The 20,768-nt window shown below is 64.2% G+C and carries 25 protein-coding genes and 1 pseudogene; 13 read left to right on the top strand and 13 right to left on the bottom strand.

From position 1 onward, the window contains the following. Positions 1 to 59 precede the first annotated feature (59 nt). The 3 genes from DB459_RS20430 to DB459_RS20420 all read left to right on the top strand — a co-directional run bounded on the left by DB459_RS20430 (position 60) and on the right by DB459_RS20420 (position 3,282). Positions 60 to 398 carry a P-II family nitrogen regulator gene (locus DB459_RS20430; protein ID WP_027537227.1) on the top strand — a complete coding sequence of 113 codons (339 nt, stop codon included), beginning with the start codon at positions 60 to 62 and terminating at the stop codon, positions 396 to 398. 120 nt (positions 399 to 518) lie between these two features. Further along, the gene (gene glnA / locus DB459_RS20425; RefSeq protein WP_253707133.1) at positions 519 to 1,928 is read left to right on the top strand and encodes a type I glutamate--ammonia ligase; all 1,410 of its coding nucleotides are present in this window, start codon (positions 519 to 521) and stop codon (positions 1,926 to 1,928) included. A gap of 217 nt (positions 1,929 to 2,145) precedes the next feature. Next, positions 2,146 to 3,282: an AI-2E family transporter gene (locus DB459_RS20420; RefSeq protein ID WP_253707122.1), complete on the top strand. Its 1,137-nt coding sequence runs from the start codon at positions 2,146 to 2,148 to the stop codon at positions 3,280 to 3,282. 162 nt (positions 3,283 to 3,444) lie between these two features. On the opposite strand, the gene DB459_RS20415 is transcribed toward DB459_RS20420, so the two are convergent. From DB459_RS20415 to DB459_RS20400, 4 genes and pseudogenes are all read right to left on the bottom strand, one after another. Next, the gene (locus DB459_RS20415) at positions 3,445 to 3,894 is read right to left on the bottom strand and encodes an Mbeg1-like protein (protein WP_253707120.1); all 450 of its coding nucleotides are present in this window, start codon (positions 3,892 to 3,894) and stop codon (positions 3,445 to 3,447) included. 1 nt (position 3,895) lies between these two features. Then, positions 3,896 to 4,579: a hypothetical protein gene (locus DB459_RS20410; protein ID WP_253707118.1), complete on the bottom strand. Its 684-nt coding sequence runs from the start codon at positions 4,577 to 4,579 to the stop codon at positions 3,896 to 3,898. Positions 4,580 to 4,611: 32 nt separating this feature from the next. Continuing rightward, a pseudogene (locus DB459_RS20405) lies at positions 4,612 to 4,935 on the bottom strand (HlyD family type I secretion periplasmic adaptor subunit); the annotation flags it as partial. 359 nt (positions 4,936 to 5,294) lie between these two features. Further along, the gene (locus DB459_RS20400; RefSeq protein WP_253707116.1) at positions 5,295 to 6,179 is read right to left on the bottom strand and encodes a LysR substrate-binding domain-containing protein; all 885 of its coding nucleotides are present in this window, start codon (positions 6,177 to 6,179) and stop codon (positions 5,295 to 5,297) included. A gap of 140 nt (positions 6,180 to 6,319) precedes the next feature. On the opposite strand from DB459_RS20400, the gene DB459_RS20395 reads away from it, so the two are divergent. The 4 genes from DB459_RS20395 to DB459_RS27615 are packed head-to-tail and all read left to right on the top strand — an operon-like array spanning position 6,320 to position 8,411. Then, positions 6,320 to 6,898 (top strand): sugar ABC transporter, encoded by a 579-nt coding sequence (locus tag DB459_RS20395; RefSeq protein ID WP_253707114.1) that lies wholly within the window; start codon positions 6,320 to 6,322, stop codon positions 6,896 to 6,898. Next, a complete protein-coding gene (locus DB459_RS20390; RefSeq protein ID WP_253707112.1) occupies positions 6,898 to 7,224 on the top strand; it encodes a hypothetical protein in 327 nt (108 codons plus the stop codon). The genes DB459_RS20395 and DB459_RS20390 overlap by 1 nt, the downstream gene beginning before the upstream one ends. Positions 7,225 to 7,245: 21 nt before the next feature. Then, positions 7,246 to 8,085: an MBL fold metallo-hydrolase gene (locus tag DB459_RS20385; protein ID WP_253707110.1), complete on the top strand. Its 840-nt coding sequence runs from the start codon at positions 7,246 to 7,248 to the stop codon at positions 8,083 to 8,085. A 29-nt stretch (positions 8,086 to 8,114) separates the two neighbouring features. Beyond that, positions 8,115 to 8,411 (top strand): LysR family transcriptional regulator, encoded by a 297-nt coding sequence (locus tag DB459_RS27615; RefSeq protein ID WP_371926999.1) that lies wholly within the window; start codon positions 8,115 to 8,117, stop codon positions 8,409 to 8,411. 53 nt (positions 8,412 to 8,464) lie between these two features. On the opposite strand, the gene DB459_RS20375 is transcribed toward DB459_RS27615, so the two are convergent. The 6 genes from DB459_RS20375 to DB459_RS20350 all read right to left on the bottom strand — a co-directional run bounded on the left by DB459_RS20375 (position 8,465) and on the right by DB459_RS20350 (position 12,230). After that, complete coding sequence (locus DB459_RS20375; protein WP_253707106.1) at positions 8,465 to 8,761, bottom strand: antibiotic biosynthesis monooxygenase; 297 nt, start codon at positions 8,759 to 8,761, stop codon at positions 8,465 to 8,467. A gap of 92 nt (positions 8,762 to 8,853) precedes the next feature. Beyond that, positions 8,854 to 9,090 carry a hypothetical protein gene (locus tag DB459_RS20370; RefSeq protein WP_253707104.1) on the bottom strand — a complete coding sequence of 79 codons (237 nt, stop codon included), beginning with the start codon at positions 9,088 to 9,090 and terminating at the stop codon, positions 8,854 to 8,856. A gap of 47 nt (positions 9,091 to 9,137) precedes the next feature. Then, positions 9,138 to 10,364: a GGDEF domain-containing protein gene (locus DB459_RS20365; protein ID WP_253707102.1), complete on the bottom strand. Its 1,227-nt coding sequence runs from the start codon at positions 10,362 to 10,364 to the stop codon at positions 9,138 to 9,140. Between the two features lie 286 nt (positions 10,365 to 10,650). Next, positions 10,651 to 11,127 carry a 30S ribosomal protein S9 gene (rpsI, locus tag DB459_RS20360; protein ID WP_253707100.1) on the bottom strand — a complete coding sequence of 159 codons (477 nt, stop codon included), beginning with the start codon at positions 11,125 to 11,127 and terminating at the stop codon, positions 10,651 to 10,653. Between the two features lies 1 nt (position 11,128). Next, the gene (rplM, locus tag DB459_RS20355; protein WP_253707098.1) at positions 11,129 to 11,593 is read right to left on the bottom strand and encodes a 50S ribosomal protein L13; all 465 of its coding nucleotides are present in this window, start codon (positions 11,591 to 11,593) and stop codon (positions 11,129 to 11,131) included. Between the two features lie 199 nt (positions 11,594 to 11,792). After that, positions 11,793 to 12,230 (bottom strand): PaaI family thioesterase, encoded by a 438-nt coding sequence (locus DB459_RS20350; RefSeq protein ID WP_253707086.1) that lies wholly within the window; start codon positions 12,228 to 12,230, stop codon positions 11,793 to 11,795. Positions 12,231 to 12,432: 202 nt separating this feature from the next. Here DB459_RS20350 and DB459_RS20345 point away from each other — a divergent pair, with 202 nt between their 5' ends. The 4 genes from DB459_RS20345 to DB459_RS20330 all read left to right on the top strand — a co-directional run bounded on the left by DB459_RS20345 (position 12,433) and on the right by DB459_RS20330 (position 16,738). Beyond that, the gene (locus DB459_RS20345) at positions 12,433 to 13,251 is read left to right on the top strand and encodes an enoyl-CoA hydratase (protein ID WP_253707084.1); all 819 of its coding nucleotides are present in this window, start codon (positions 12,433 to 12,435) and stop codon (positions 13,249 to 13,251) included. A gap of 20 nt (positions 13,252 to 13,271) precedes the next feature. Then, on the top strand, positions 13,272 to 13,862 hold the full coding sequence (locus DB459_RS20340; protein WP_253707081.1) for a CoA-binding protein: 591 nt from the start codon (positions 13,272 to 13,274) through the stop codon (positions 13,860 to 13,862). A gap of 327 nt (positions 13,863 to 14,189) precedes the next feature. Then, a complete protein-coding gene (locus tag DB459_RS20335) occupies positions 14,190 to 15,470 on the top strand; it encodes an O-acetylhomoserine aminocarboxypropyltransferase (RefSeq protein ID WP_253707079.1) in 1,281 nt (426 codons plus the stop codon). A 321-nt stretch (positions 15,471 to 15,791) separates the two neighbouring features. Next, positions 15,792 to 16,738 (top strand): IS630 family transposase gene (locus DB459_RS20330; RefSeq protein WP_253707075.1). Its coding sequence is split into 2 segments (ribosomal slippage): positions 15,792 to 16,131 and positions 16,131 to 16,738, totalling 948 coding nucleotides; the frame shifts between segments, so codons are not numbered across the junction. A 344-nt stretch (positions 16,739 to 17,082) separates the two neighbouring features. Here DB459_RS20330 and DB459_RS20325 read toward each other — a convergent pair. Continuing rightward, entirely contained in the window at positions 17,083 to 17,880 is a 798-nt protein-coding gene (locus DB459_RS20325) for an alpha/beta fold hydrolase (protein WP_253707073.1), read from the bottom strand. Between the two features lie 3 nt (positions 17,881 to 17,883). Continuing rightward, entirely contained in the window at positions 17,884 to 18,171 is a 288-nt protein-coding gene (locus tag DB459_RS20320) for a DUF1330 domain-containing protein (protein WP_253707071.1), read from the bottom strand. A gap of 104 nt (positions 18,172 to 18,275) precedes the next feature. On the opposite strand from DB459_RS20320, the gene DB459_RS20315 reads away from it, so the two are divergent. After that, entirely contained in the window at positions 18,276 to 18,872 is a 597-nt protein-coding gene (locus DB459_RS20315; RefSeq protein WP_253707069.1) for a TetR/AcrR family transcriptional regulator, read from the top strand. Here the strand turns inward: DB459_RS20315 and DB459_RS20310 are convergent. Then, positions 18,869 to 19,804 (bottom strand): LysR family transcriptional regulator, encoded by a 936-nt coding sequence (locus DB459_RS20310; RefSeq protein ID WP_253707067.1) that lies wholly within the window; start codon positions 19,802 to 19,804, stop codon positions 18,869 to 18,871. The two genes, DB459_RS20315 and DB459_RS20310, sit on opposite strands and share 4 nt — an antisense overlap. 111 nt (positions 19,805 to 19,915) lie before the next feature. Between DB459_RS20310 and DB459_RS20305 the strand changes: the two genes are divergently transcribed. Continuing rightward, positions 19,916 to 20,554 carry an FMN-dependent NADH-azoreductase gene (locus DB459_RS20305; protein ID WP_253707065.1) on the top strand — a complete coding sequence of 213 codons (639 nt, stop codon included), beginning with the start codon at positions 19,916 to 19,918 and terminating at the stop codon, positions 20,552 to 20,554. Positions 20,555 to 20,768: the final 214 nt, after the last annotated feature.

Raw genomic sequence — 20,768 nt, 5'->3', positions numbered from 1 at the left:
CAGCACGTCCGGTGCTACGACAGGCTGCTGCATGCTTTGGAAGTGCCGGGGAGATTCAGGTGAAGAAGATCGAGGCCATCATCAAGCCCTTCAAGCTCGACGAGGTGAAGGAAGCGCTCCAGGAGGTTGGACTGCAAGGCATCACCGTTACCGAGGCCAAGGGCTTCGGACGGCAGAAGGGCCACGCCGAACTCTACCGGGGCGCGGAATACATCGTCGATTTTCTTCCCAAGGTGAAAATCGAAATTGTGATCTCCGACGAGTTGGTCGAGAAGGCAATCGATGCTATCCGCCGTGCCGCGCAGACCGGCCGGATCGGCGACGGCAAGATCTTCGTGTCCAATATCGAGGAAGCCATCCGCATCAGAACTGGAGAATCCGGCCTCGACGCTATTTGAGCAAAAACACCCGACGACTTTTCCGACTGCCCTCCCGCCATTCGGCCGCATTCGCTGCCGCATCACAAGCCTCTCACGATTTGTGAAGACTTTCACGACCTGTAACGACAAGGGGTACTCATGAAGACCGCCAAAGACGTTCTCAAGACGATCAAGGACAACGACGTCAAGTATGTCGACTTCCGCTTTACCGACCCGCGCGGCAAGTGGCAGCACGTGACGTTCGACGTCAGCATGATCGAGGAAGAGACCTTCGCGGAAGGCGTCATGTTCGACGGTTCGTCGATCGCTGGCTGGAAGGCCATCAATGAATCCGACATGTGCCTGATGCCGGACCCGGTTACGGCATCGATCGACCCCTTCTTCGCCGAGACCACGCTGGTGCTGACCTGCGACGTGCTCGAGCCGACCACCGGCGAGCCCTACAACCGCGATCCGCGCGGCATCGCCAAGAAGGCCGAGGCCATGGTCAAGTCCATGGGCGTGGGCGACACGGTGTTCGTCGGTCCGGAAGCCGAATTCTTCGTGTTCGACGACGTCCGCTATGCGGCGACCCCCTACAACACCGGCTTCAAGCTCGACCAGGTCGAACTGCCGACCAACTCCGACACCGACTACGAAGGCGGCAACCTCGGCCACCGCATCCGCACCAAGGCCGGCTACTTCCCGGTGCCGCCGCAGGACAGCGTCCAGGACATGCGCTCCGAGATGCTCGGCGCCATGGCCAAGATGGGCGTCAAGGTCGAGAAGCACCACCACGAGGTCGCCTCCGCCCAGCACGAACTCGGCATGAAGTTCGACACCCTGACGCTGATGGCCGACCAGATGCAGGTCTACAAGTACTGCATCCACCAGGTCGCGCACATCTACGGCAAGACGGCCACCTTCATGCCGAAGCCGGTCTATGGCGACAACGGCTCGGGCATGCACGTGCACCAGTCGATCTGGAAGGACGGCAAGCCGGTGTTCGCCGGCAACAAGTATGCCGACCTCTCCGAGACCTGCCTGTTCTACATCGGCGGCATCATCAAGCACGCCAAGGCCATCAACGCCTTCACCAACCCGTCGACCAACTCCTACAAGCGTCTGGTCCCGGGCTATGAAGCGCCGGTGCTGCTCGCCTATTCGGCGCGCAACCGCTCGGCCTCCTGCCGCATCCCCTACACCACCTCGCCGAAGGCCAAGCGCGTCGAAGTCCGCTTCCCGGATCCGGCCGCGAACCCCTATCTCGGCTTTGCGGCGATGCTGATGGCCGGCCTCGACGGCATCAAGAACAAGATCGATCCGGGCGCGGCCATGGACAAGGATCTGTACGACCTGCCGAAGGAAGAGCTGAAGCAGATCCCGACGGTTTGCGGCAGCCTGCGCGAAGCGCTGGAGAGCCTCGACAAGGACCGCGGCTTCCTCAAGGCCGGCGGCGTGTTCGACGACGACTTCATCGACAGCTACATCGAACTGAAGATGACCGAGGTCGCCCGTTTCGAGATGACCCCGCACCCGGTCGAGTTCGACATGTACTACTCGGTGTGAGGCGGCGGATCTTCCGCTTCGCTCCACGCGACGTCAAAGGCGCCCCTCGGGGCGCCTTTTTCGTCTCCCGTGTCCAGGTTTTGTGCGCATGTGTCCAAGTCTCGTCGTCGAGCTTGTCTTGCCCCGGCGCGCCAGCCGTGCCCTTGCTTGATCGGGACTAAACATTCGGCGACAAGGATCGGTGCTGCGCCCGCCCAAAACGCCATGAGAGGATACCATGACGATCGTCGATGAGCCCCCGCCGCGCTCCCTGGCCTGGTCGATCGGCGCGGGCGGCTGCGTCATTGTCGCCTTCGCCGCCCTGCTGGCGCTGATCTGGTATTCCGCGGCGACGCTGTTCCTGCTGTTCGCCGGCATCCTGTTCGGCGTCTTTCTCAATGCGCTGAGCCGTCTGCTCGGCCAGGCGATCGGCGGCCCCTATGTCCTGCGCCTCGCCCTCGTCTGCCTGTTGCTGGCAACGGTGTTCTCCGGCGTCGTCGTGCTCGGCGGCGCCACCATCGCCGAACAGGCCAGCGCCCTGACGACGACGATCCGCTCCCAGGTCGGCACCGTCAAAGGCTTCCTGGAGAAACGCGGCATCGACACCAGCTTCCTCGATCCGGCGACCACCCTGACCGGCGGCCCTGCCACGCATGCGACCACCGCCACCGAACCGACGCGCAGCCGGGCGCCGGACTTCTCCAATGCCGGCACCATCGCTTCCGGCACCACCGCCGTGCTTGGCCAGACCGCACGCATCCTGATCGGCTTCTTCGGCGCCATGGGCAACATCTTCGTGGTGATCCTGCTCGGGCTGATGCTGGCGCTGCAGCCGAAAATCTACCGGGAGGGGCTCATCGGATTCGTGCCGAGGCGCCACCGGCAGGTGGCGGCGCAACTCGTCGACGACGCCGCCGAGACGTTGCGGCGCTGGCTGCTCGGCCAGATGACGACCATGGCGACGATCTTCGTCATCACCTGGACCGGGCTGACCATCATCGGCATTCCCGGCGCGCTGGTGCTCGGCTTCCAGGCCGGGCTTCTGACCTTCGTGCCGACCGTCGGCGCCCTCGCCGCCGGCACCATCATCGTGCTGGCGAGCCTCGGCTCCGGCTTCACCGCGGTGGTGAGCGCCTTCGGGCTCTACCTGCTGGTGCAGTTTCTCGAGGGCAACATCCTCACGCCGCTGATCCAGCGCCATGCCATCAACATTCCGCCGGCGACGCTGTTCGCCTCGCAGATCTTCCTCGGCGTGCTGTTCGGCCTGTGGGGACTGGCGCTGGCGCTGCCGCTGATCGCCGTCATCAAGGTCGTGCTGCGGCACGTCTACCGCGAGCGCGGCGCCAAGCCGGAGGCGAAGACGGTCGCGGCTTGAGCGGGCGGAGGCGGCGCAGTGACGGGAGTGGTCCCGCGACGCACAGCCACCCCCATCGCTGTCGTCGCCCGGCTCAGGCGGCCATTGCCGCCGCGCCGGGACGTGATGCGGAATTCGGGGAGTGACGACGCGGGCGAGACGGGCCATGGCGGAGCGCCTCGGCTAATTTAGTGCAGTGTCACCGTAATTCCCAAATAGGGAGCCAACATAACCGGCGAGCCCTCCGCCCAGAGAATGTCCGGTCATCAGCAGATTTCCGGTCACGTTCGCTTGGCTTACGACCGAATTATAGAACTGAACTGCCAATCGTGCTTGAGGGCCAAAAGGTGATCCCGCTCCCACTCCGTATCCATTGAGGAGATCACTTCCCGTCGCACCGAGAGAAAAATTTACGTCTGTCCCGCGATATGAAATGACGGTCTGCCCGTCTTGAAGCGAATACGCTTGAGCAAAGAAGCCGGCCGCCTGCGACCCATCGGGAAGGGCAGATGTTGGAAGCAGCGATGCGGATCCAATACTTGTATTGAGATTTTTGAGACCCGCTCCATAGCCGCGATTATAGGCATCCATCGCAAGTATCGCGAGAAGCAGATCCTGGTTGCTAATAGTCATCTCAAAGCCCTCTCACAAACATCGTTTTCAAATCAATAGAACCAGCTGAACGAAAGCCACTTCTGATCAGAGATTGCCAGAAGCGATCGCGAGATCTCGCATCATTCAGCCAAGGAAGCCGTCGATCCAATCCGCGAGTAATTTGAACGCCGGTAAGGTCGACCGTGTTGAGAGGCCATACACCGCTGTTGACAACAGCCAACCTAATGCCCAGCACCGTTACCGGTGCACCCCCACCACCTTGCTGCGTAAGGAACTCCACGGACGTCGGATCGTTGGCGGAGCGAAGGTACACGACCGGAGGGAATAAACTTGGAGGCAGGTCGACCTCATCGCCGCTTTCCGCCAATTTCCTAATGCGATCGAACGTGATTTCGCCACTGCCGAAAAAGGCGGACAAGGCTAGCTGTTCGGGGTCGGTTGGGGATTTTCCGTTAGCGGCTAATAGTGCGACAACAATGCCAGAAGCTCCAAACTCAACGGCAACTGCTTCTCCCCGGACGCTCGCAGTTCGTTCCGCAGAAGCGCCAAGCACCTTTAAGTTCCTGGCGTAAGACACTTCGATTACAGAAGAACCCGAAGCTCGCAATCCTTCAACCTCAGCATCTAATGTCAGGCGGTAGCGCAGCGTTGCATGTTGTGCATGAATAATGATTGCAGCGATCCCAGCGAACAGCAGCCCCACGACACTCGCCCCTCCCCAACGCCTCACGTTCATCATCTTTCCCTCAAGCTCTCCTGCCGATAGCGCAGCACCGGCGACATCAGGTATTCGATGATGCGCCGCGAGCCGGTCTTGATCTCGACGGTGACAGCCATGCCAGGCGCCAGTGACACCCGCTTGCCGTCGATCGACATCTCGGCGCGATCGAGCGCGATCCGCGCGGAGTAGATCAATTCCTGCCCCGCCGGCTCGCTGCTGTCCGATAGGGCGCCCCCGAGCTTACCCTTGGCATTCGGATCCTGCGGCTTGTCGCGGATGATCGCGTCGCGCGACACGCCGACTACCTTGCCGCCGATCAGGCCGTAGCGGGTGAAGGATTATGGTGACAGTGCACTCAATTCCTCCTCTATCCCCGATTGTATTCTCGGCCCGCGCTGCCTGACTGCAGCATTGGATTGATCGTCGAAACATCATAGATACAACCTCCTGAGAATGCACGACGCCTTCCTGATCACCTCACCTCTCTCGAGCCTTCATGCCGATACCCTCGTCAGGATCAGATGCACTTGGTTTGGCCGGCCGTTGCCGCGCTGGGTAACGTGATGCGAAATGCCGGGAATGACGACGCGGGCCAGATGGGCGATCGCTGGGAGCCTCGGCTAATTCAGTGCACCGTCACCATCATTCGGGTCCCGCCCCCGTTGGACCTGATGACCGTCGATCAGCATCGACGCGCTTAAACAACTGCCTCGTGCAATATCCAGTCTGCAAATACCTGCACCGGATTCTCGCTCAGCCGGATCGGCTCGGGCAGAATGAGGCAGAAGGTCTTGGAGATCGACGCTCCCTCCGGCCACGGCGCGACGAGCCGGCCATCGGACAGCTCGGCCTCAACATAGAGGCGCGGCACGAGCGCCACGCCGAGACCAGCCAAGGCCGCCTCGATCAACATGGCGTGCAGATCATAACGCGCGCCGATCGCCGGATTGGTCAGCGCGATCCCGGTCTCCTCCGCATAGCGCTGCCAGGCGTCCGGGTTCTGACGGCGATGCAGGCGCGGCAGGGCATCGAGAGCCGTTGCAGCATCCTTCCCGTCGATCAGCACCGGATGGCAGACCGGCACCAGAACCTCGTGCAGCAGCCGGTGCGTCCGCATTCCTGTCCAGGCCGGGTGCTCGAAATGGATGGCGGCGTCGAAGCCGCTGTCGGCGAGGACGAAAGGCTCCATCCGCTCGGCAAGATGCACGGTGATGTTCGGGTAACGTTCCTGAAACCGCCTCAAGCGGGGAATGAGCCAGCGCGTGGCGAAGGTCGGGAGGATGGCGATGTCGAGGCTTGCGCCGTCGCTCGGCTGGCCCATCAGATACTGGCTGTCGCGCTCCAAGCGGTCGAGCGTCTCGCGAACCTGCGCCGCGTAGCGCTCGCCGTTCGGCAGAAGCCGCACGCGATTGCCGACCCGCTCGAACAGCGTGACGCCGAGGAAGGCTTCCAGCCGTCCGATCTGGCGGCTGATCGCACCTTCGGTCAGGGATAGTTCGTCGGCCGCGCGTGCGAAGCTGCCATGACGGGCCGCCGCCTCGAACGCCATAAGCGCGGAATGGCTGGGGATCTTGCGGCGCATGGGCGTCTCCAGGGCAATGAACAAACACGCGGCTCACCTCACCATGACTTTCAGTCACTAAAGGATGATCGAATATCGATATATAGAGCAAAATTGCATGATTACCGTGATCAGACATCAACGAAAGAGAAGGCCGGAGCATGTCACGTCCGGCCGAGGATGGTCCGATGATCTACACGGTGGAATGCAGCTTCGCCGATCCAGTCAGCGAAGCGGAATGGAACGACTTCTACAGCCTGGACAAGCTGCCGGCGCTGATCTCGGTGAGCGGCTTTCATACCTCGCAGCGGTTCAAGGCGTTGCGCGGCGGCAGTCCCGTCTATCTCGCCCTTCACTCGATCGACGGCCCCGACGTGCTGACCGGCGAGGAATATCGCCGGAAGGGCGGCGGGAATTTCGCGCGCTGGCAGCAGCACATCACCGACTGGCACCGCAATCTCTATGACAGCCTCGACCCGGCGCCAGCGGTCGGGAACGATGAGTTTCTGCTGACGAGCGCTAACGGCCCCGACTCGTTGATCCGGCTTGGCCATAGTCCCTGCGCGATGCGAGCGGTCGAGCTGGAGAAATTCCCCGAACGCCGCTGGCTCACCAAGGTCAGCCGCGGCCTGCTGCCTGCCATCGATCATCTGCCGGAAGACATCCACGTCTATGCGCCGATGACGGCCCAGTTGACGAGCGGCAGCGGCACTGGCTTGGCCGATCAAGGTGGATCGTGATGCCGAATGTCACGATCTTCATTCCGGCGGACAAGATGCCATCCGACGCGGTCCTCTCAAGCCTGACCGACCGGTGCACCGAGCTTTGCACGGATATCCTCCGGGCGGCGCTGGAGACCGTGCATGTCATCTATGTGCCTGTCCGGCACGGTCGCGGCCACCTGGTTTTCGCGGACATCCGCTATCGACTCGCCGCTTCCCGCACGCCCCCGGTGATGGAGCGGTTCATAAACGGCCTTGATGACGCCATTGGCAAGGCGACCGGCGTCACTGTCCGTATCCGTTGCTTCGGTTACGCCCCGGCGAACATTCACGCGCGCAACTGATCGACCGTCTGGAGACGCTTCATGTCCCTTTCCACACTTCCCAGCCGGAGGATCGGCGATTTCAGCATCACCGCGATCAGCGACGGCTATCTGACGGCCAGTCTCGATTTCCTGTCCGGTATGGATCCTGCCGACGGCCGCCGGATGCAGGAAGACGCGGGAATAGCGGAGCCTTCAGCCGTCCATATCAACGGCTATCTGGTACGCGGCGCTGGCCGCACCATCCTGATCGATGCGGGAGCCGGTGGGATCAGACAATGGGGCGGTCGCCTCACGACCAATCTGGCGCTGGCCGGGGTGCAGCCCTCCGACGTCGACACGATACTCCTGACCCATGCCCATCCCGATCATGTCGGAGGGCTGACGAAGGCTTCGGGAGAAAAGGCTTTTCCCAGCGCCGAGCTTGTCCTCCATCAGAGAGAACTCGCGTTCTGGCGAGATGACGGCAATCTGAGCCGCGTCAGCGAGCGCGCTCGCGGCAATTTCCAGATCGCGCGTCAGGCATTCGACGGCTACCGCGACAGTCTGCGCGCCTTCAGCGACGGCGAAGTGTTCCCCGGCATCACGGCCATGCCGCTGCCGGGGCATACGGCCGGGCACACCGGCTACCGTCTCGATTCCGGCGATCGGAGTCTGCTGGTCTGGGGAGACATCGTTCATTTCCCGCAGATTCAGATCGCCTGCCCCGACGTGTCGATCTCGTTCGATCAGGACGTCCACCTCGCGGCGGAAACGCGGTCGAGGCTACTGGACCTTGTCAGCGCAGAGAAGCTGCTGATTGCCGGAATGCACCTTGGAGAACTCGGCTTCGCGCGCATCGTGCGAACGGGGGAACACTATCGCGTTGCTTATGAGGAGTAAGCCGGGCCGGGGCATGACGCTTTTGGCTCATCCCGCTTGCCGCGCTGCGCCATGCTGTTGTCGCGGAATACCTGCACTTCCGACATGCGGCGAACGTACCGGGTACCACACAATCTTGTGTCTGCACCCGGATCAAGGCGGTGGAAGAGACGTTAGGCATTCTCCCGTTCGAGCGGCGTCATCGGCGCCGTGCTCCGCACCATCGCCATGAGATCGAACAGGGCCGGTTCGATGCGGTGTGGTCGGAGCACAACCGCAATCCGGCCCTGCCGAATTTGCTCGACCTCGCCTTCGAGATGAGCCAGTCGGCGCTCGCTGTCGGATGAAGCGCACTCGCGCGCGCCACATCCGCGCCAGCGAACGCCTGTCCAGCCGCCCCTCAGGTCGTCACCACCGTCTCGGTGTGCTCGACCTCCGGAGGCGAGGCGAAATAGGGTCCGACCAGCGTCCGCCATTCGGCGAAATTGTCCGAGCCGCGGAAGTCGACGGTATGGGCCTCGACGCTCTGCCACTTCGCCAGCAGGCGATAGCGCTGGGGCTTCTCGATCGAGCGATGCAGTTCGAAGCCGAGGAAGCCCTTGGAGCGGCCGAAGGCATCGCGGGCCTTCGCCACGGCGGCCTCGAAGTCCTTTTCCGAGCCGGGCTTGATCTCGATCTGGGCGATTTCAGTGATCATCTAAGTCCACCTGTTCTTAAAATGGGCGGACCTGCATAGCGCGTTTCGCCTGCGAGCGGAACGCGCCGACCCGATCGGGCAAGCCGGAAAAATCAGGCCAGCAGCAGCGCGGTGCCGGCAACCAGGAAGGCCAGCCCCGCGAACAACAGCCAGGGCAGCCGGCTCGCCGGCGGCGTGTAACGGCCCTCGGCGCGGCGCTCGGCGATCAGCGCGCGCTCGTAATCCTCCGAGCCGGAAAACAGGCAACCGAAACCGGCCCGCGTGGCGGCAACGGCCCGGTCGAGCGTATTGAGCGCGATCTGCTGGTGGACGTCACTGCGTATCGTCATGCGGCCGATGCTAAACGCCGCATGGTAAATGAAAGGTTAGGAACGCGTCACGCCACGACTTCGGCTTCGACTTCGGGCACGGTCCGCGGCGCCGCGGCACCGGCCGCGAGCTTTCGGCCACCGCCGAGCGACAGCGGTTCCTCGCTCACCGCTTCGACCCGATTCCGGCCGGTCCGCTTGGCGCGGTACAAGGCCGTGTCCGCGCTCGCCAGCAGGACCTCGAGTTCGGTATTGGCCGGACCGCCGGCGATGCCGATGGACACCGTGGTCTCGACCGCCACCTCGCCGACCTTGATGCCGCTGGTCTGGAAGGCCTCGCGCACCCGTTCGGCCGCCAGCACCGCTTCCTCGATGGAACAGGGCAGCAAGGCGGCGAACTCCTCGCCACCGATGCGGCCGATCAGGTCCGAGATCCGCAAGTTACCGCTGACCACGCTCGCGAAGGCCTTGAGGACCTCGTCGCCGGCGGGATGGCCGAACCGATCGTTGACCGACTTGAAGTGATCGATGTCGAAGATCATCGCGCTCACCGGCCGGCCGGCCTTGGCCTCGCGCTGGATCATGCGCTCGGTCGCCTCGCCGAAACCGCGGCGGTTGAGCAGCCCGGTCAGCGGATCGATCGCGGCCGCGGCCTTGTGGGCCCGCACCGCGCGATCGCTGACCATCATGAAGATGACGAACACGGTGCCCACGCCGTAGAGCACGAGCTCGATGGTATAGATGACGACCCACAGACTGTTGGGCCGAAACGCCTCGCCTTGCGGCGACATCAGGCCGCCGAGCACGATCGGCAGCATCAGCACCGTGCCGTGCAGCATCGGGATCACCGCCGCCGGCCAGCGCCTCTGCTGCGACTTGCGCCGCTCCGACCACAATTCGCTGACGGTCATGACGGCGTAGGCGGCGACGATCGCGGTGCCGACGATGGTGCGCAGATAGGACGAGGAGATCAGGAGTCCGCACCCGACCCAGACCGCCGCGCCGACCGTCACCATCGGCCAGTTCGGGGTCTTGCCGTGGAACACGCGCGCGGCGCTCCACACCAGACCGCAGGCGACGAAGCCGGCGCCACTGACCGCGAGCAGCGGCAGCGGGGCCATCACGGCGCCGGCCAGCGACCACAGACCGATGGAGACGGCGCCGATCAGATAGGCGGCCGCCCACCAGCCCAGCGCTGGAAGTTTTTCCTGACGCCAGAAAAACAGCAAGAGGCCGCCGAGCATGCCGGCAACCAGCGTTGCGACGACGTAAAGGGTTGAGATATCGAGCGACATTTGTGTCCACCAGCCAAGTGACGCGACATCCGGGCGCGTGATGCCTGCCTGCCGGCTTTCTGCCGACGAGCCATCCTAGCCGCGGGCATCTTCGGAAAACGTTGCTCCCTGCCCGGCATTTTTCGGGAAAACGCGGCAGCCCCGCACAATCTTTTTTTAAGCAATCGTTAAGCGCTCGCCACCCGCAACGCCGCAGGCTCGACACCATCCACCAAAGCAAAAAGGGCAGCCGAAGCTGCCCTTTTCGAACCCTGTTGCCGGCGAGCGCCGGGATGCGAACCGCCGATCAGCGCTTCGAGAACTGGAAGCTGCGGCGGGCCTTGGCGCGGCCGTACTTCTTGCGCTCGACCACGCGGGAGTCGCGGGTCAGGAAGCCGCCCTTCTTCAGCACCGTGCGGAGTTCCGGCTCCATGTAGGTCAGCGCCTTGGACAGGCCGTGGCGCACGGCGCCGGCCTGGCCCGACAGGCCGCCACCGGAGACGGTGCAGATCACGTCATACTGGTCCTGGCGCGCGGCAACGGTCAGCGGCTGCTGGATCATCATCTGCAGCACCGGCCGGGCGAAATAGATCTCGACCTCGCGAGTGTTGACCACGATCTTGCCGGAGCCCGGCTTGATCCAGACGCGGGCCACCGCGTCCTTGCGCTTGCCGGTGGCGTAGGCGCGGCCGAACTTGTCGACCTTCTTGACGTATTTGGGCGCCTCGGCAGCCGCCGGCTTCAGCGACGACAACTGGTCGAGCGATTGAATGGTCTCGGCCATGTTACGCGACCCTCGTGTTCTTGCGGTTCAGTGATGCGACGTCGATGATCTCGGGCTGCTGCGCCTCATGCGGATGCTCCGCACCGGCATAGACCCGCAGATTACCGAGCTGCTTGCGACCCAGCGGGCCGCGCGGCAGCATGCGCTCGATGGCCTTTTCGACCACGCGCTCGGGGAAACGACCCTCGAGGATCGCCTTCGCGGTGCGCTCCTTGATGCCGCCGATGAACCCGGTGTGGTGATAATAGACCTTGTTTTCGCGCTTGCGGCCGGTCAGCACGACCTTGGCCGCATTGATGATGATGACGTTGTCGCCGTCATCGACGTGAGGAGTGTAGGTCGGGCGATGCTTGCCGCGCAGGCGCATCGCGACAAGCGTGGCGAGACGGCCGACGACCAGACCCTTGGCGTCGATCAGCACCCACTTCTTTTCGACCTCCGCCGGCTTCGCCGAATAGGTTGCCATTTGAGTGAACCTGTCTGAATCAATCAGTTGAGAAGAACGGACGAGCGTGCCGGAGGCGCGCGGGCCCGTAAAACACACCGCGGCGCGACGCACCGCATTGCCGCGGATTTCTAGAGAACCGCACCGCCGGCGTCAACGCTCCGGCGTCAAAATTACATCATCAAAAACAATGAGTTATAAATATGGTGCAATAATACCATCAAGGAAACGCTGCGCTGGGAATGGAATAGGTCGAGGTGACGTGGGCGATCGGGTCCGGCGAGGTGCCCGACAGCAGGTTGACCTCCCCCACCGCGAGCCGCCTGCCGAGCTTGAGCAGCCTCGCCGCCGCCATCACGTCCTGGCCAGGCTGCCCCTTGCGCAGGAAATTGATGTTGAGACTGGTGGTCACCGCGAGCCCTACCGGGCCGATCGCCGACAGCAGCACGACGTACATGGCGAAATCCGCCAGTGTCATCAGGGTCGGTCCGGACACCGTGCCGCCCGGCCGCAGCATGCGTTCGCTATAGGTCTGGCGCAGCAGGCAGGTCTGCCCGTCCGCACTCTCGATCACGATGTCGCCGCTGGCGAAGGCCTGGGGAAACTCCCGATGGAGAAACCCCTCCAGCTCGGGAACCGTCATTTTCGCCGCCGCCATCGTCGTCCTGCCCCCTGACGTTCGCGCGCCCCCCGCGCGCCCGTTTCGCCCCTATAGAGCGTTTTCGCGCCGAGTGGAAACCGGTGGTGGAAACCCGGACCGCTTTTTGGCGGACGCAGGGCACCTCCCTGCCCGCCGGCGATTGAACCGGTGGCCGTCGCGCCCTACCGTGCCGGCCCTCCATGCGCCGGATCGACAAGCCATGACCGCACTGCCCGCGACCACACCCTCCCGCGACCTCCTGCTGCGCGAAACCGATGGACCGGTCGCCGTGCTCGTCCTCGACCGGCCGCAGGCCCGCAACAGCCTGTCGGAGGGGCTGATCGCCGCCCTGCACGCCGCGCTCGACGACGTCCGCGACGACGCGAGCGTGCGCGCGGTGGTGATCGCCGCCGCGGGATCGGTGTTCTCCGCCGGCCACGACCTCAAGGAGCTGACCGCGCATCGGACCGACGCCGACCGCGGTCGCGCCTATTTCGCCAAGATCATGTCCGCCTGCAGCGCCATGATGCAGGCCGTTGTGCGCCTGCCGAAGCCGGTGATCGCCGCCGTCCAGGGCGTCGCCACCGCCGCCGGCTGCCAGTTGGTGGCGAGCTGCGATCTCGCGGTGGCCTCGGAGGCGGCGAGCTTTGCGACGCCCGGCGTCGATATCGGCCTGTTCTGCTCGACCCCCATGGTGGCGCTGTCGCGCAACGTGCCGCGCAAGCATGCGATGCACATGCTGCTGACCGGAGAAGCCGTGACGGCACACCGTGCCGCGGAAATCGGCCTCGTCAACAGCGTGGTGACGGCGGGCACCGAGCGCGCCGCGGCGGTCGCGCTGGCGAAAAGGATCGCGGCGAAATCGGCCTATACGCTCAGGGTCGGCAAGGAGGCGTTCTACGCCCAGGCCGAGATGCCGCTCGCCGAGGCCTACCGCTACGCCGCCGAAGTCATGACGCAGAACATGCTGGCGCGCGACGCCGAGGAAGGCATCAGCGCCTTCATCGAGAAGCGCCAGCCGAGCTGGGAGGACCGGTGACTACCGGCGCGATCTTGCAGATGAATCACGACGCCTACGACGACAACTACATTCGCGGCATCCTCAACGGCGTGAAGACCATCGCCATGGTCGGCGCATCGCCGGTCAACGTGCGGCCGAGCTACTTCGTCTTCAAATATCTGGCCGAACGCGGCTACGACATGATCCCGGTGAATCCCGGCCAGGTCGGCAAGATGCTGGTCGGGCGCCCCTTCGTCGGCCGGCTCGCGGATATCGACCGGCCCGTCGACATGGTCGACATCTTCCGCGGCGCCGCTCATGTGATGCCGGTGGTGGACGAGGCACTCAACCTCGCGCCGCGGCCGAAAGTGATCTGGATGCAGCTCGGCATCCGCAACGACGAAGCGGCGGCGAAGGCCGAGGCCCACGGCATCAAGGTGGTGATGAACCGCTGCCCCAAGATCGAATACGGCCGCCTCAGCTCCGAGATCCAGTGGATGGGCGTCAATTCGCGCACCTTGAGCGCGCGGCGCGCGCCGCCGCCGACCCTGGGCATGCGACTGTCGCTCAACCGCCAGAGCGTGTCCGGCGGCGCCACCACTGCCGCCGACCGCGCGGCGGAGCCGCCGAAGGACAAGGGCGCGACGTGAGGCGGGGTCTGAGGAGTTCGACCACCGCGCCGTCCATCATGTAGCGGGCATGGCGGAAATCGCGAATGTCGACCAAAGCCTCGCCCGCCCATTCCAGCAGCACGACATCTGGCGACCACCTGCCATCGCCGCCTCCCGGGCGGCGAAACGATTGCCGCCGGGACGGTGAAGCAGCAGGATTTAATTGTCGCACGTCAACGTTGCGGTAGGACAGATTTGCCAAATCGACATCGTCGGGCCCCGCCGCTTGACGCCGCCGCGCACCGTGACCAGCATGGCGCCCCTCGCTGCTGGAACTCCCGCCGACAACGCAACCAAGGAAAAATAATGACCGAACGAACGCCCGGATTTTCCACGCTCGCCATTCACGCCGGCGCCCAGCCGGATCCGACCACCGGCGCCCGCGCGACGCCGATCTACCAGACCACCTCCTTCGTCTTCAACGACGCCGATCACGCCGCGTCGCTGTTCGGGCTGCAGGCCTTCGGCAACATCTATACCCGCATCACCAACCCGACCACCGCGGTGCTGGAAGAGCGCGTCGCGGCGCTCGAAGGCGGCACCGCGGCGCTCGCCACCGCCTCCGGCCATGCCGCGCAGTTTCTCGTCTTCCACACCTTGATGCAGCCGGGCGACGAATTCATCGCGGCGCGCAAGCTCTATGGCGGCTCGATCAATCAGTTCAACCACTCGTTCAAGAATTTCGGCTGGAACGTGGTCTGGGCCGACCCCGACGACGTCTCCAGTTTCGAGAAGGCGGTGTCGCCGAAGACCAAGGCGATCTTCATCGAATCCATCGCCAATCCGGGCGGCGCCGTCACCGACATCGAGGCGATCGCCGCGGTGGCGCGCAAGGCCGGCGTGCCGCTGATCGTCGACAACACGCTGGCGTCGCCCTACCTGATCAAGCCGATCGACCACGGCGCCGACATCGTCGTCCATTCGCTGACCAAGTTCCTCGGCGGCCACGGCAATTCGCTGGGCGGCATCCTCGTCGACGCCGGCACTTTCGACTGGTCGCGCGACGGCCGCTATCCGGCGCTGAGCGAGCCGCGGCCGGAATATCACGGCCTCAAGATCCAGGAGACCTTCGGCAACTTCGCCTTCGCCATCGCCGCCCGGGTGCTCGGGCTGCGCGATCTCGGCCCGGCGCTGTCGCCGTTCAACGCCTTCCTGATCCTGACCGGCATCGAGACGCTGGCGCTGCGCATGCAGCGACATTCCGACAACGCCAAGGCGGTCGCCGAATGGCTGTCGACCCATCCGGCGGTGGCGTGGGTCAACTATGCCGGCCTGCCGGGCGACCGCTACCACAACCTCGCCCGCAAATACGCGCCCAAGGGTGCCGGCGCGGTCTTCACCTTCGGGCTGAAGGGCGGCTACGACGCCGGCATCAAGCTGGTGTCGACCGTCAAGCTGTTCTCGCATCTCGCCAATGTCGGCGATACCCGCTCGCTGATCATCCATCCGGCCTCGACCACCCACAGCCAGCTCGACGACGACCAGAAGGCACTGGCCGGCGCCGGCGTCGACGTGGTGCGGCTGTCGGTCGGCATCGAGGACAAGGAAGACCTGATCGCCGACCTCGCCCAGGGGCTGGAGGACTGAGGTCTTCTAGTGTGGCGTCTCGCAATTGCCTATGCCCTTCGCGGCAAGCCCCTGTAGGCAATTGCGAGACATAAGCCGCACTAGCTTTTTGATTTTGCTAGTGTCCAGTTTCCAACGTTCGTATCCCATTGCAGCAGGCGCTCATACGAACACTAGTGTGGTTTTGGATCTGACGCTCGTTCGAAGAACTCGCTGCAATACTGAAACGAGCGTCAGATCCACCACACTAGAGCAGGCTCCGAGCGATGTGAATCGAATCAGGATTCCCGAATCGGCTGACATCTGATTCATGATTCCTGCCGCAGAATGGAGGCGGCTGGAATGGCGCTTTCCGACGATCTTCGCAAACGAGTGGTGGAAGCTGTCGTCTCGGGCGGGCTGTCGCGCAATGCGGCGGCCAAGCGTTTCGAAGTCAGCATTGCGAGCGCCGTGCGCTGGGTTAAGCAATTCGAGACGACGGGAGAAATGTCGCCGAAGTCGACTGGAGGCGATCGCCGCTCCGGCCGCATCGAAGCCCATCACGGTTACCTGATGGGGCTGATCCGGCGCACGCCGGACGTCACCCTGCTGGAGATCCAGGAACGTCTGATCAGGAATTGTGGCGAGCATTTTTCGAGTTCCGTGCTGTGGCGCTTCTTCGACCGTCATGGCGTCACGTTTAAAAAAAGACCGCACACGCCTCGGAGCAGCAGCGCCCGGACGTCCTGAAGCAACGCCTCGAATGGTTCGAGCGACAGCTCGATCTCGATCCCGAGAAGCTCGTCTTCATCGACGAAACGGGCGCCTCGACCAATTTGGCGCGCAAAGGTGGGCGTTGCCGGCGCGGACGGCGGTTGCGTGTCGGCGTGCCGCACGGCCATTACAAGACGGTCACGCTCGTCGCCGGCATCCGCCTTCGCGGGCTCGTGGCGGCGAAGACCTATGATCGTCCGATCACCGCCGCCCTGTTCGAGGACTGGGTGGAACACTGCCTCGTTCCCACCCTCTCGAAAGGCGACGTTGTCGTCATGGACAATCTGTCCGCCCACAAGGGGCCGCGGGTCAAGGAGTTGATCGAGGCCGCGGGCGCCGAGCTGCTCTACCTCCCGCCCTATAGCCCCGACATGAACCCGATCGAAAAGGCGTTTTCCAAGCTGAAAGCGCATTTGCGCAAAATCGCCGAGCGGACCGTCGCCGCCCTGATGCGCGCCCTCGAAACCTGCGCCGACATCTTCAAGCCCGCCCAATGCGCAAACTACTTCGCCGCATGCGGATATGATCCACCTTGATCGGAGTCTGCTCTAGTGTCCTGTCTCCGAATTACCGCTTCATTTGCCTCACCCTCGCACGGTCATTCGGAGACATAAAGGACACTAGCAAAATCAAAGCGCTAGTGTGGCTTATGTCTCGCAATTGCCTACGAGAGACTGGCCGCAAAGGCGGTAGGCAATTGCGAGACGCCACACTAGCTCCATTCTGCCGAAGATCCTCTTTCTCACGGAGGGGGAGACGGGATAGCCTCTTGAGTGGTGGCTGCCAGGCCACCACTCCTCCACGGCCGAGAGGGTATCTCGGGCCGAAGAGGCGAGGTCCGACACAGGCGGACGGGAAGAGCTTTGCCGCCGCGGCCTTGTCACTTGCCGGCTTTGCTGGCGGCCCCGGCGATGAAGTCGGCTACCACGTCGGGGTGGGAGATCATCGACATGTGGCTGGAGGCGATGGTCTTGGTCGTGGCGCCGATGTGCTGGCTGAGCCATGTCTGCGCGGCCGTCGGCAGCGCATTGTCGCCCTCGGTGACGAGATACCAGCTCGGCCGGTTGGTCCAGGCGGCGTCCGTCACCTTGTCGCCGAAGACACTGGCGACAATCGGCTTTTCGATGGCGGCGAGCTGGGCGACGCGGGCAGGCGGCACGTCGGCGGCCATCACATGGGCGTAGGCCGTGGGGTCGTCGAGCCAGACGAAGCCGTTCTTGTCGGGCGTCAGCCCATGCATCGGCGAATTGCGCTTTTGAAGCAGCTCAGCCACTGATCCCCCAGCGTCGGGCACCAGGGCGGAGAGATAGACGAGGCCCTTGACGTTGGGCCCGTTGCCCGCCTCGGTCACCACCGCGCCGGCCCAGGAATGGCCGACCAGCAGCACGTCGCCGGTCTGCCGCTCCAGCGCGCGGCGGGTGGCGGCGACGTCGTCGGCGAGCGAGGTCAGCGGGATCTGCACCGCCGTGACGTGGTAGCCCTTCGCCTGCAACAGCGGGATCACGTCGGACCAGCTCGACCCGTCGGCGAAGGCGCCGTGGACGAGCACGATGTTGGGAAGCCCGATCTCGGCAGCGCGGCTTTGGGCGGGCAGAAAGGCGGCGGCGAAGGCCATGGCCAGCGCCAGAAGACCTTGCCGAAGGTCACGCCCTAGGGAAGCGAGGGAGGTCACCGTCATCGCTCACGCCTCCTCGTAGAGCCGGAAGGTCATCTCGGCGGCTTCCTCGCGCAGCGGCACGATGGCCTGATATTCGGGCGAATTGAACCAAATCCGGGCGGCATCGGCCGAGGAAAAGCGCAGGATGCCAAGGCCGTGCGGCGTCGGGCTGCCGCCCAGCGTCTCCACATACTTGGCGCGGTGGATGAACTCGCCACCGAAGGCGGCGACGATGGGCGCGGCAGCGGCGGAATATTCGGCCATCTTGGCCGGGTTCTTAAGACGGGCTTCGACAATCACGAGTGCTGTCATTTCGACCTCCTGGGATGGGATGATATTTTGTACATATATGTATATATCGGAGAGCGTAGATTTTGTCCACTGATGTACAAAAAATTGAAATCGAGAGGCCCGTGATGGCGCGACCCATGAAGTTCGACCGTGAGGAGGCGATCCGCATTGCCACCGAGGCGATCCGCAGCGACGGCTATGAGCACGCGTCGGTGAAGGCGCTGTCGGAGAAGTTGGGGATTTCGCGGTCGAGCTTCTACAACACCTTTGGAACGCGCGAAGCGCTGTTCGCCGAGGTGATCGACCGCTACGCGCCGACGGCGCCGGATGCCCCGCTCTACGACGAAGTTGAGGGAGCCATCCTGCAGTTGATCGAGCGCGTGGTGCGGGCCATCTGCCACGTGCGAACTGAGGATGTCGGCGGCAAGGGTTGCATCATCGTCAACTCCATTGCCGAGCTTTGCCCGGCGTCCGAAGGGCCGGCGCTGCTGCTCGCCGACCTCGCGGCGTGCTCCACCCGGCGCATCGAGGATCTGCTAACCATGGCGCGCGATGCGGGTGAGATCGCCGCGGACGCCAATATCCACGCCCTGGCGCTGGCGCTTCAGAATTTGATGATCGGCCTCAACGTCATTTCCAAGGTGGTGCGCTCGGAAGCCGAACTGTGGCTTCTGGCCGAGACCACGCTCAGGGGGCTCGGGCTGATGGCGGGCGAAGGCTAGATCGCGGTGGCCGCGTAGCCTTCGTCGTGGTCGCGCGTCAGGATCGGCAACTCGTGGCCGAGGAAGTCGAGGAAGGCGCGCACCGCCGGCACCAGCCCGCGCCGCGAGGGGAAGATGGCGTGGAGCTGATGGGGATCGATGCGGTAGTCGGGCAGCAATCGCACGAGCCGGCCCTCGCGCACCGCCCGGCCGCAGAGGTTGCGCGGCAACAGCGCGATGCCCAAACCGGCAAGCGCAGCCTGACCCAGCATGTAGATGTCGTCGGTGGCGAGGCCCGGCGTGTATTCGACGGCGAGGCTGTCGCCCCCGGGCGCGGTGAGGCGCCAGAAATTGCGCTCGCCGCGCACGCCGGCCGGGCCGAGGCCGCGCTGGCGCTGCAGCCGGTCGGCCGTGTCGAACGGACCGTTGGTGGCGATGAAGGCGGGGCTTGCCACCAACGATTGCTCGCTGAGGCCGAGGCGGCGGATGGTCAGCTGGGAATCGTCGACGGTGGAGCGGATGCGCAGGGCAATGTCGTAGCCCTCGGCAATGACGTCGACCCTGCGGTTGGTGAGGTCGAGTTCGAGCCGTACCGCCGGGTGCGCGGCCATGAACTTTGGCAGCACGGGCGCGAGGAACATGTGGGCGACACCGACTGGGCAGCTCACACGCAGGCGGCCGACCGGCGCCTCGCCCGAGCGTTCGGCCACCTCGAACGCCTGGCGGGCGGCGGCGATCATCGCCTCGCAATGGGTGAGGAAGTCGCGCCCGGTGTCGGTGAGGTGGACCGCGCGCGTCGAGCGCTGCAGGAGGCGCACGCCGAGCCGCGCTTCCAGATCGGCCACCCGCCGGCTGACGCGCGACTTGGGGATGCCGAGGGCCTGCGCGGCCGCGGAAAAGCTGCTGTGCCGGGCCACCGAGGCAAACATCAGGAGGTCGTTGAGGTCGTCCATGGCGCGTCGATTGTCCTATTGGAAGAACAATCTGTACCATAAGCACGGCTAGTGGGACAGCGAGGCAAGAGCGTAACGTTCGGCCATCAACCGTCCCAGGAGTTCCAGGCCATGCACATCCTCCATCTCGATTCCAGCATCCAGGGTCCCGCCTCCGCCTCGCGGGCACTCACCAAGGCGCTCGTCGCCCACCTTCTGAAGGCCGAGCCCAAGGCGCAGGTCATCTATCACGACCTCGTCGAGGAGGCGGTGCCGCATCTCGACGGGCCGATTGGCGCCGGCTTCCGGCCGCTGGCCTTCGGTGAGTTCGACGAGACGACGCCCCGCGAGCATGCCCGCTCCGACGCGCTGGTGGGCGAGCTGCTTGCGAGCGACGTGCTGGTGATCGGCGCGCCGATGTACAATTTCTCGGTGGCAAGCCAGCTCAAGGCGTGGATCGACCGGGTGATGCAGCCGGGCAAGACTTTCCGCTACACTGAGACCGGGCCGATCGGCCTTGCCGGCGGCAAGAAGGTGGTGGTCGTCTCGACGCGCGGCGGCTCCTATCTCAGCGGGCCGCTGGCACCGCTCGACTTCCAGGAAGGCTACCTCAAGGCCGCCTTCGGCTTCATGGGCATCAAGGATGTCGCCTTCCTTCGGGCGGAGAACATGTCGCGCGGCGAGCAGGCGCAAAAAACGTCGATAGAACTCGCCCATGCCGCCGTGGCTGCGACGGCGCTGTCGGTGCTGGCTGGCCCAAGGGTCGCCTGAGGCGCAGCGCATTGGCTTTCCACGGACGCCAATTCAACTATTAAGTGTTTATAGTCGGCTGCGTTTAATCGGAACCACAGTCGGCTATAGATGAGTCTGTCCGCGAACAGCTTCCCACCCAGAGGCGATTCCGCCTTCGCGCGATCTACTCTAGTGTGGTGGATCTGACGCTCGTTTCAGTATTGCAGCGAGTTCTTCGAACGAGCGTCAGATC

It is taken from the genome of Bradyrhizobium sp. WD16, from assembly GCF_024181725.1.
Lineage (GTDB): Bacteria > Pseudomonadota > Alphaproteobacteria > Rhizobiales > Xanthobacteraceae > Bradyrhizobium_A.
The sequence above is the reverse complement of the archived record's forward strand: the minus strand, read 5'-3'. Positions and strand labels throughout refer to the sequence as shown.

Coding starts and splice junctions, on each gene's coding strand:
- glnA (WP_253707133.1), top strand. CDS start 519: ATGAAGACCGCCAAAGACGTTCTCAAGACGATCAAGGACAACGACGTC.
- DB459_RS20420 (WP_253707122.1), top strand. CDS start 2,146: ATGACGATCGTCGATGAGCCCCCGCCGCGCTCCCTGGCCTGGTCGATC.
- DB459_RS20415 (WP_253707120.1), bottom strand. CDS start 3,894: ATGACTATTAGCAACCAGGATCTGCTTCTCGCGATACTTGCGATGGAT.
- DB459_RS20400 (WP_253707116.1), bottom strand. CDS start 6,179: ATGCGCCGCAAGATCCCCAGCCATTCCGCGCTTATGGCGTTCGAGGCG.
- DB459_RS20395 (WP_253707114.1), top strand. CDS start 6,320: ATGTCACGTCCGGCCGAGGATGGTCCGATGATCTACACGGTGGAATGC.
- DB459_RS20390 (WP_253707112.1), top strand. CDS start 6,898: ATGCCGAATGTCACGATCTTCATTCCGGCGGACAAGATGCCATCCGAC.
- DB459_RS20385 (WP_253707110.1), top strand. CDS start 7,246: ATGTCCCTTTCCACACTTCCCAGCCGGAGGATCGGCGATTTCAGCATC.
- DB459_RS20375 (WP_253707106.1), bottom strand. CDS start 8,761: ATGATCACTGAAATCGCCCAGATCGAGATCAAGCCCGGCTCGGAAAAG.
- DB459_RS20370 (WP_253707104.1), bottom strand. CDS start 9,090: ATGACGATACGCAGTGACGTCCACCAGCAGATCGCGCTCAATACGCTC.
- DB459_RS20365 (WP_253707102.1), bottom strand. CDS start 10,364: ATGTCGCTCGATATCTCAACCCTTTACGTCGTCGCAACGCTGGTTGCC.
- rpsI (WP_253707100.1), bottom strand. CDS start 11,127: ATGGCCGAGACCATTCAATCGCTCGACCAGTTGTCGTCGCTGAAGCCG.
- rplM (WP_253707098.1), bottom strand. CDS start 11,593: ATGGCAACCTATTCGGCGAAGCCGGCGGAGGTCGAAAAGAAGTGGGTG.
- DB459_RS20350 (WP_253707086.1), bottom strand. CDS start 12,230: ATGGCGGCGGCGAAAATGACGGTTCCCGAGCTGGAGGGGTTTCTCCAT.
- DB459_RS20345 (WP_253707084.1), top strand. CDS start 12,433: ATGACCGCACTGCCCGCGACCACACCCTCCCGCGACCTCCTGCTGCGC.
- DB459_RS20340 (WP_253707081.1), top strand. CDS start 13,272: ATGAATCACGACGCCTACGACGACAACTACATTCGCGGCATCCTCAAC.
- DB459_RS20335 (WP_253707079.1), top strand. CDS start 14,190: ATGACCGAACGAACGCCCGGATTTTCCACGCTCGCCATTCACGCCGGC.
- DB459_RS20325 (WP_253707073.1), bottom strand. CDS start 17,880: ATGACGGTGACCTCCCTCGCTTCCCTAGGGCGTGACCTTCGGCAAGGT.
- DB459_RS20320 (WP_253707071.1), bottom strand. CDS start 18,171: ATGACAGCACTCGTGATTGTCGAAGCCCGTCTTAAGAACCCGGCCAAG.
- DB459_RS20315 (WP_253707069.1), top strand. CDS start 18,276: ATGGCGCGACCCATGAAGTTCGACCGTGAGGAGGCGATCCGCATTGCC.
- DB459_RS20310 (WP_253707067.1), bottom strand. CDS start 19,804: ATGGACGACCTCAACGACCTCCTGATGTTTGCCTCGGTGGCCCGGCAC.
- DB459_RS20305 (WP_253707065.1), top strand. CDS start 19,916: ATGCACATCCTCCATCTCGATTCCAGCATCCAGGGTCCCGCCTCCGCC.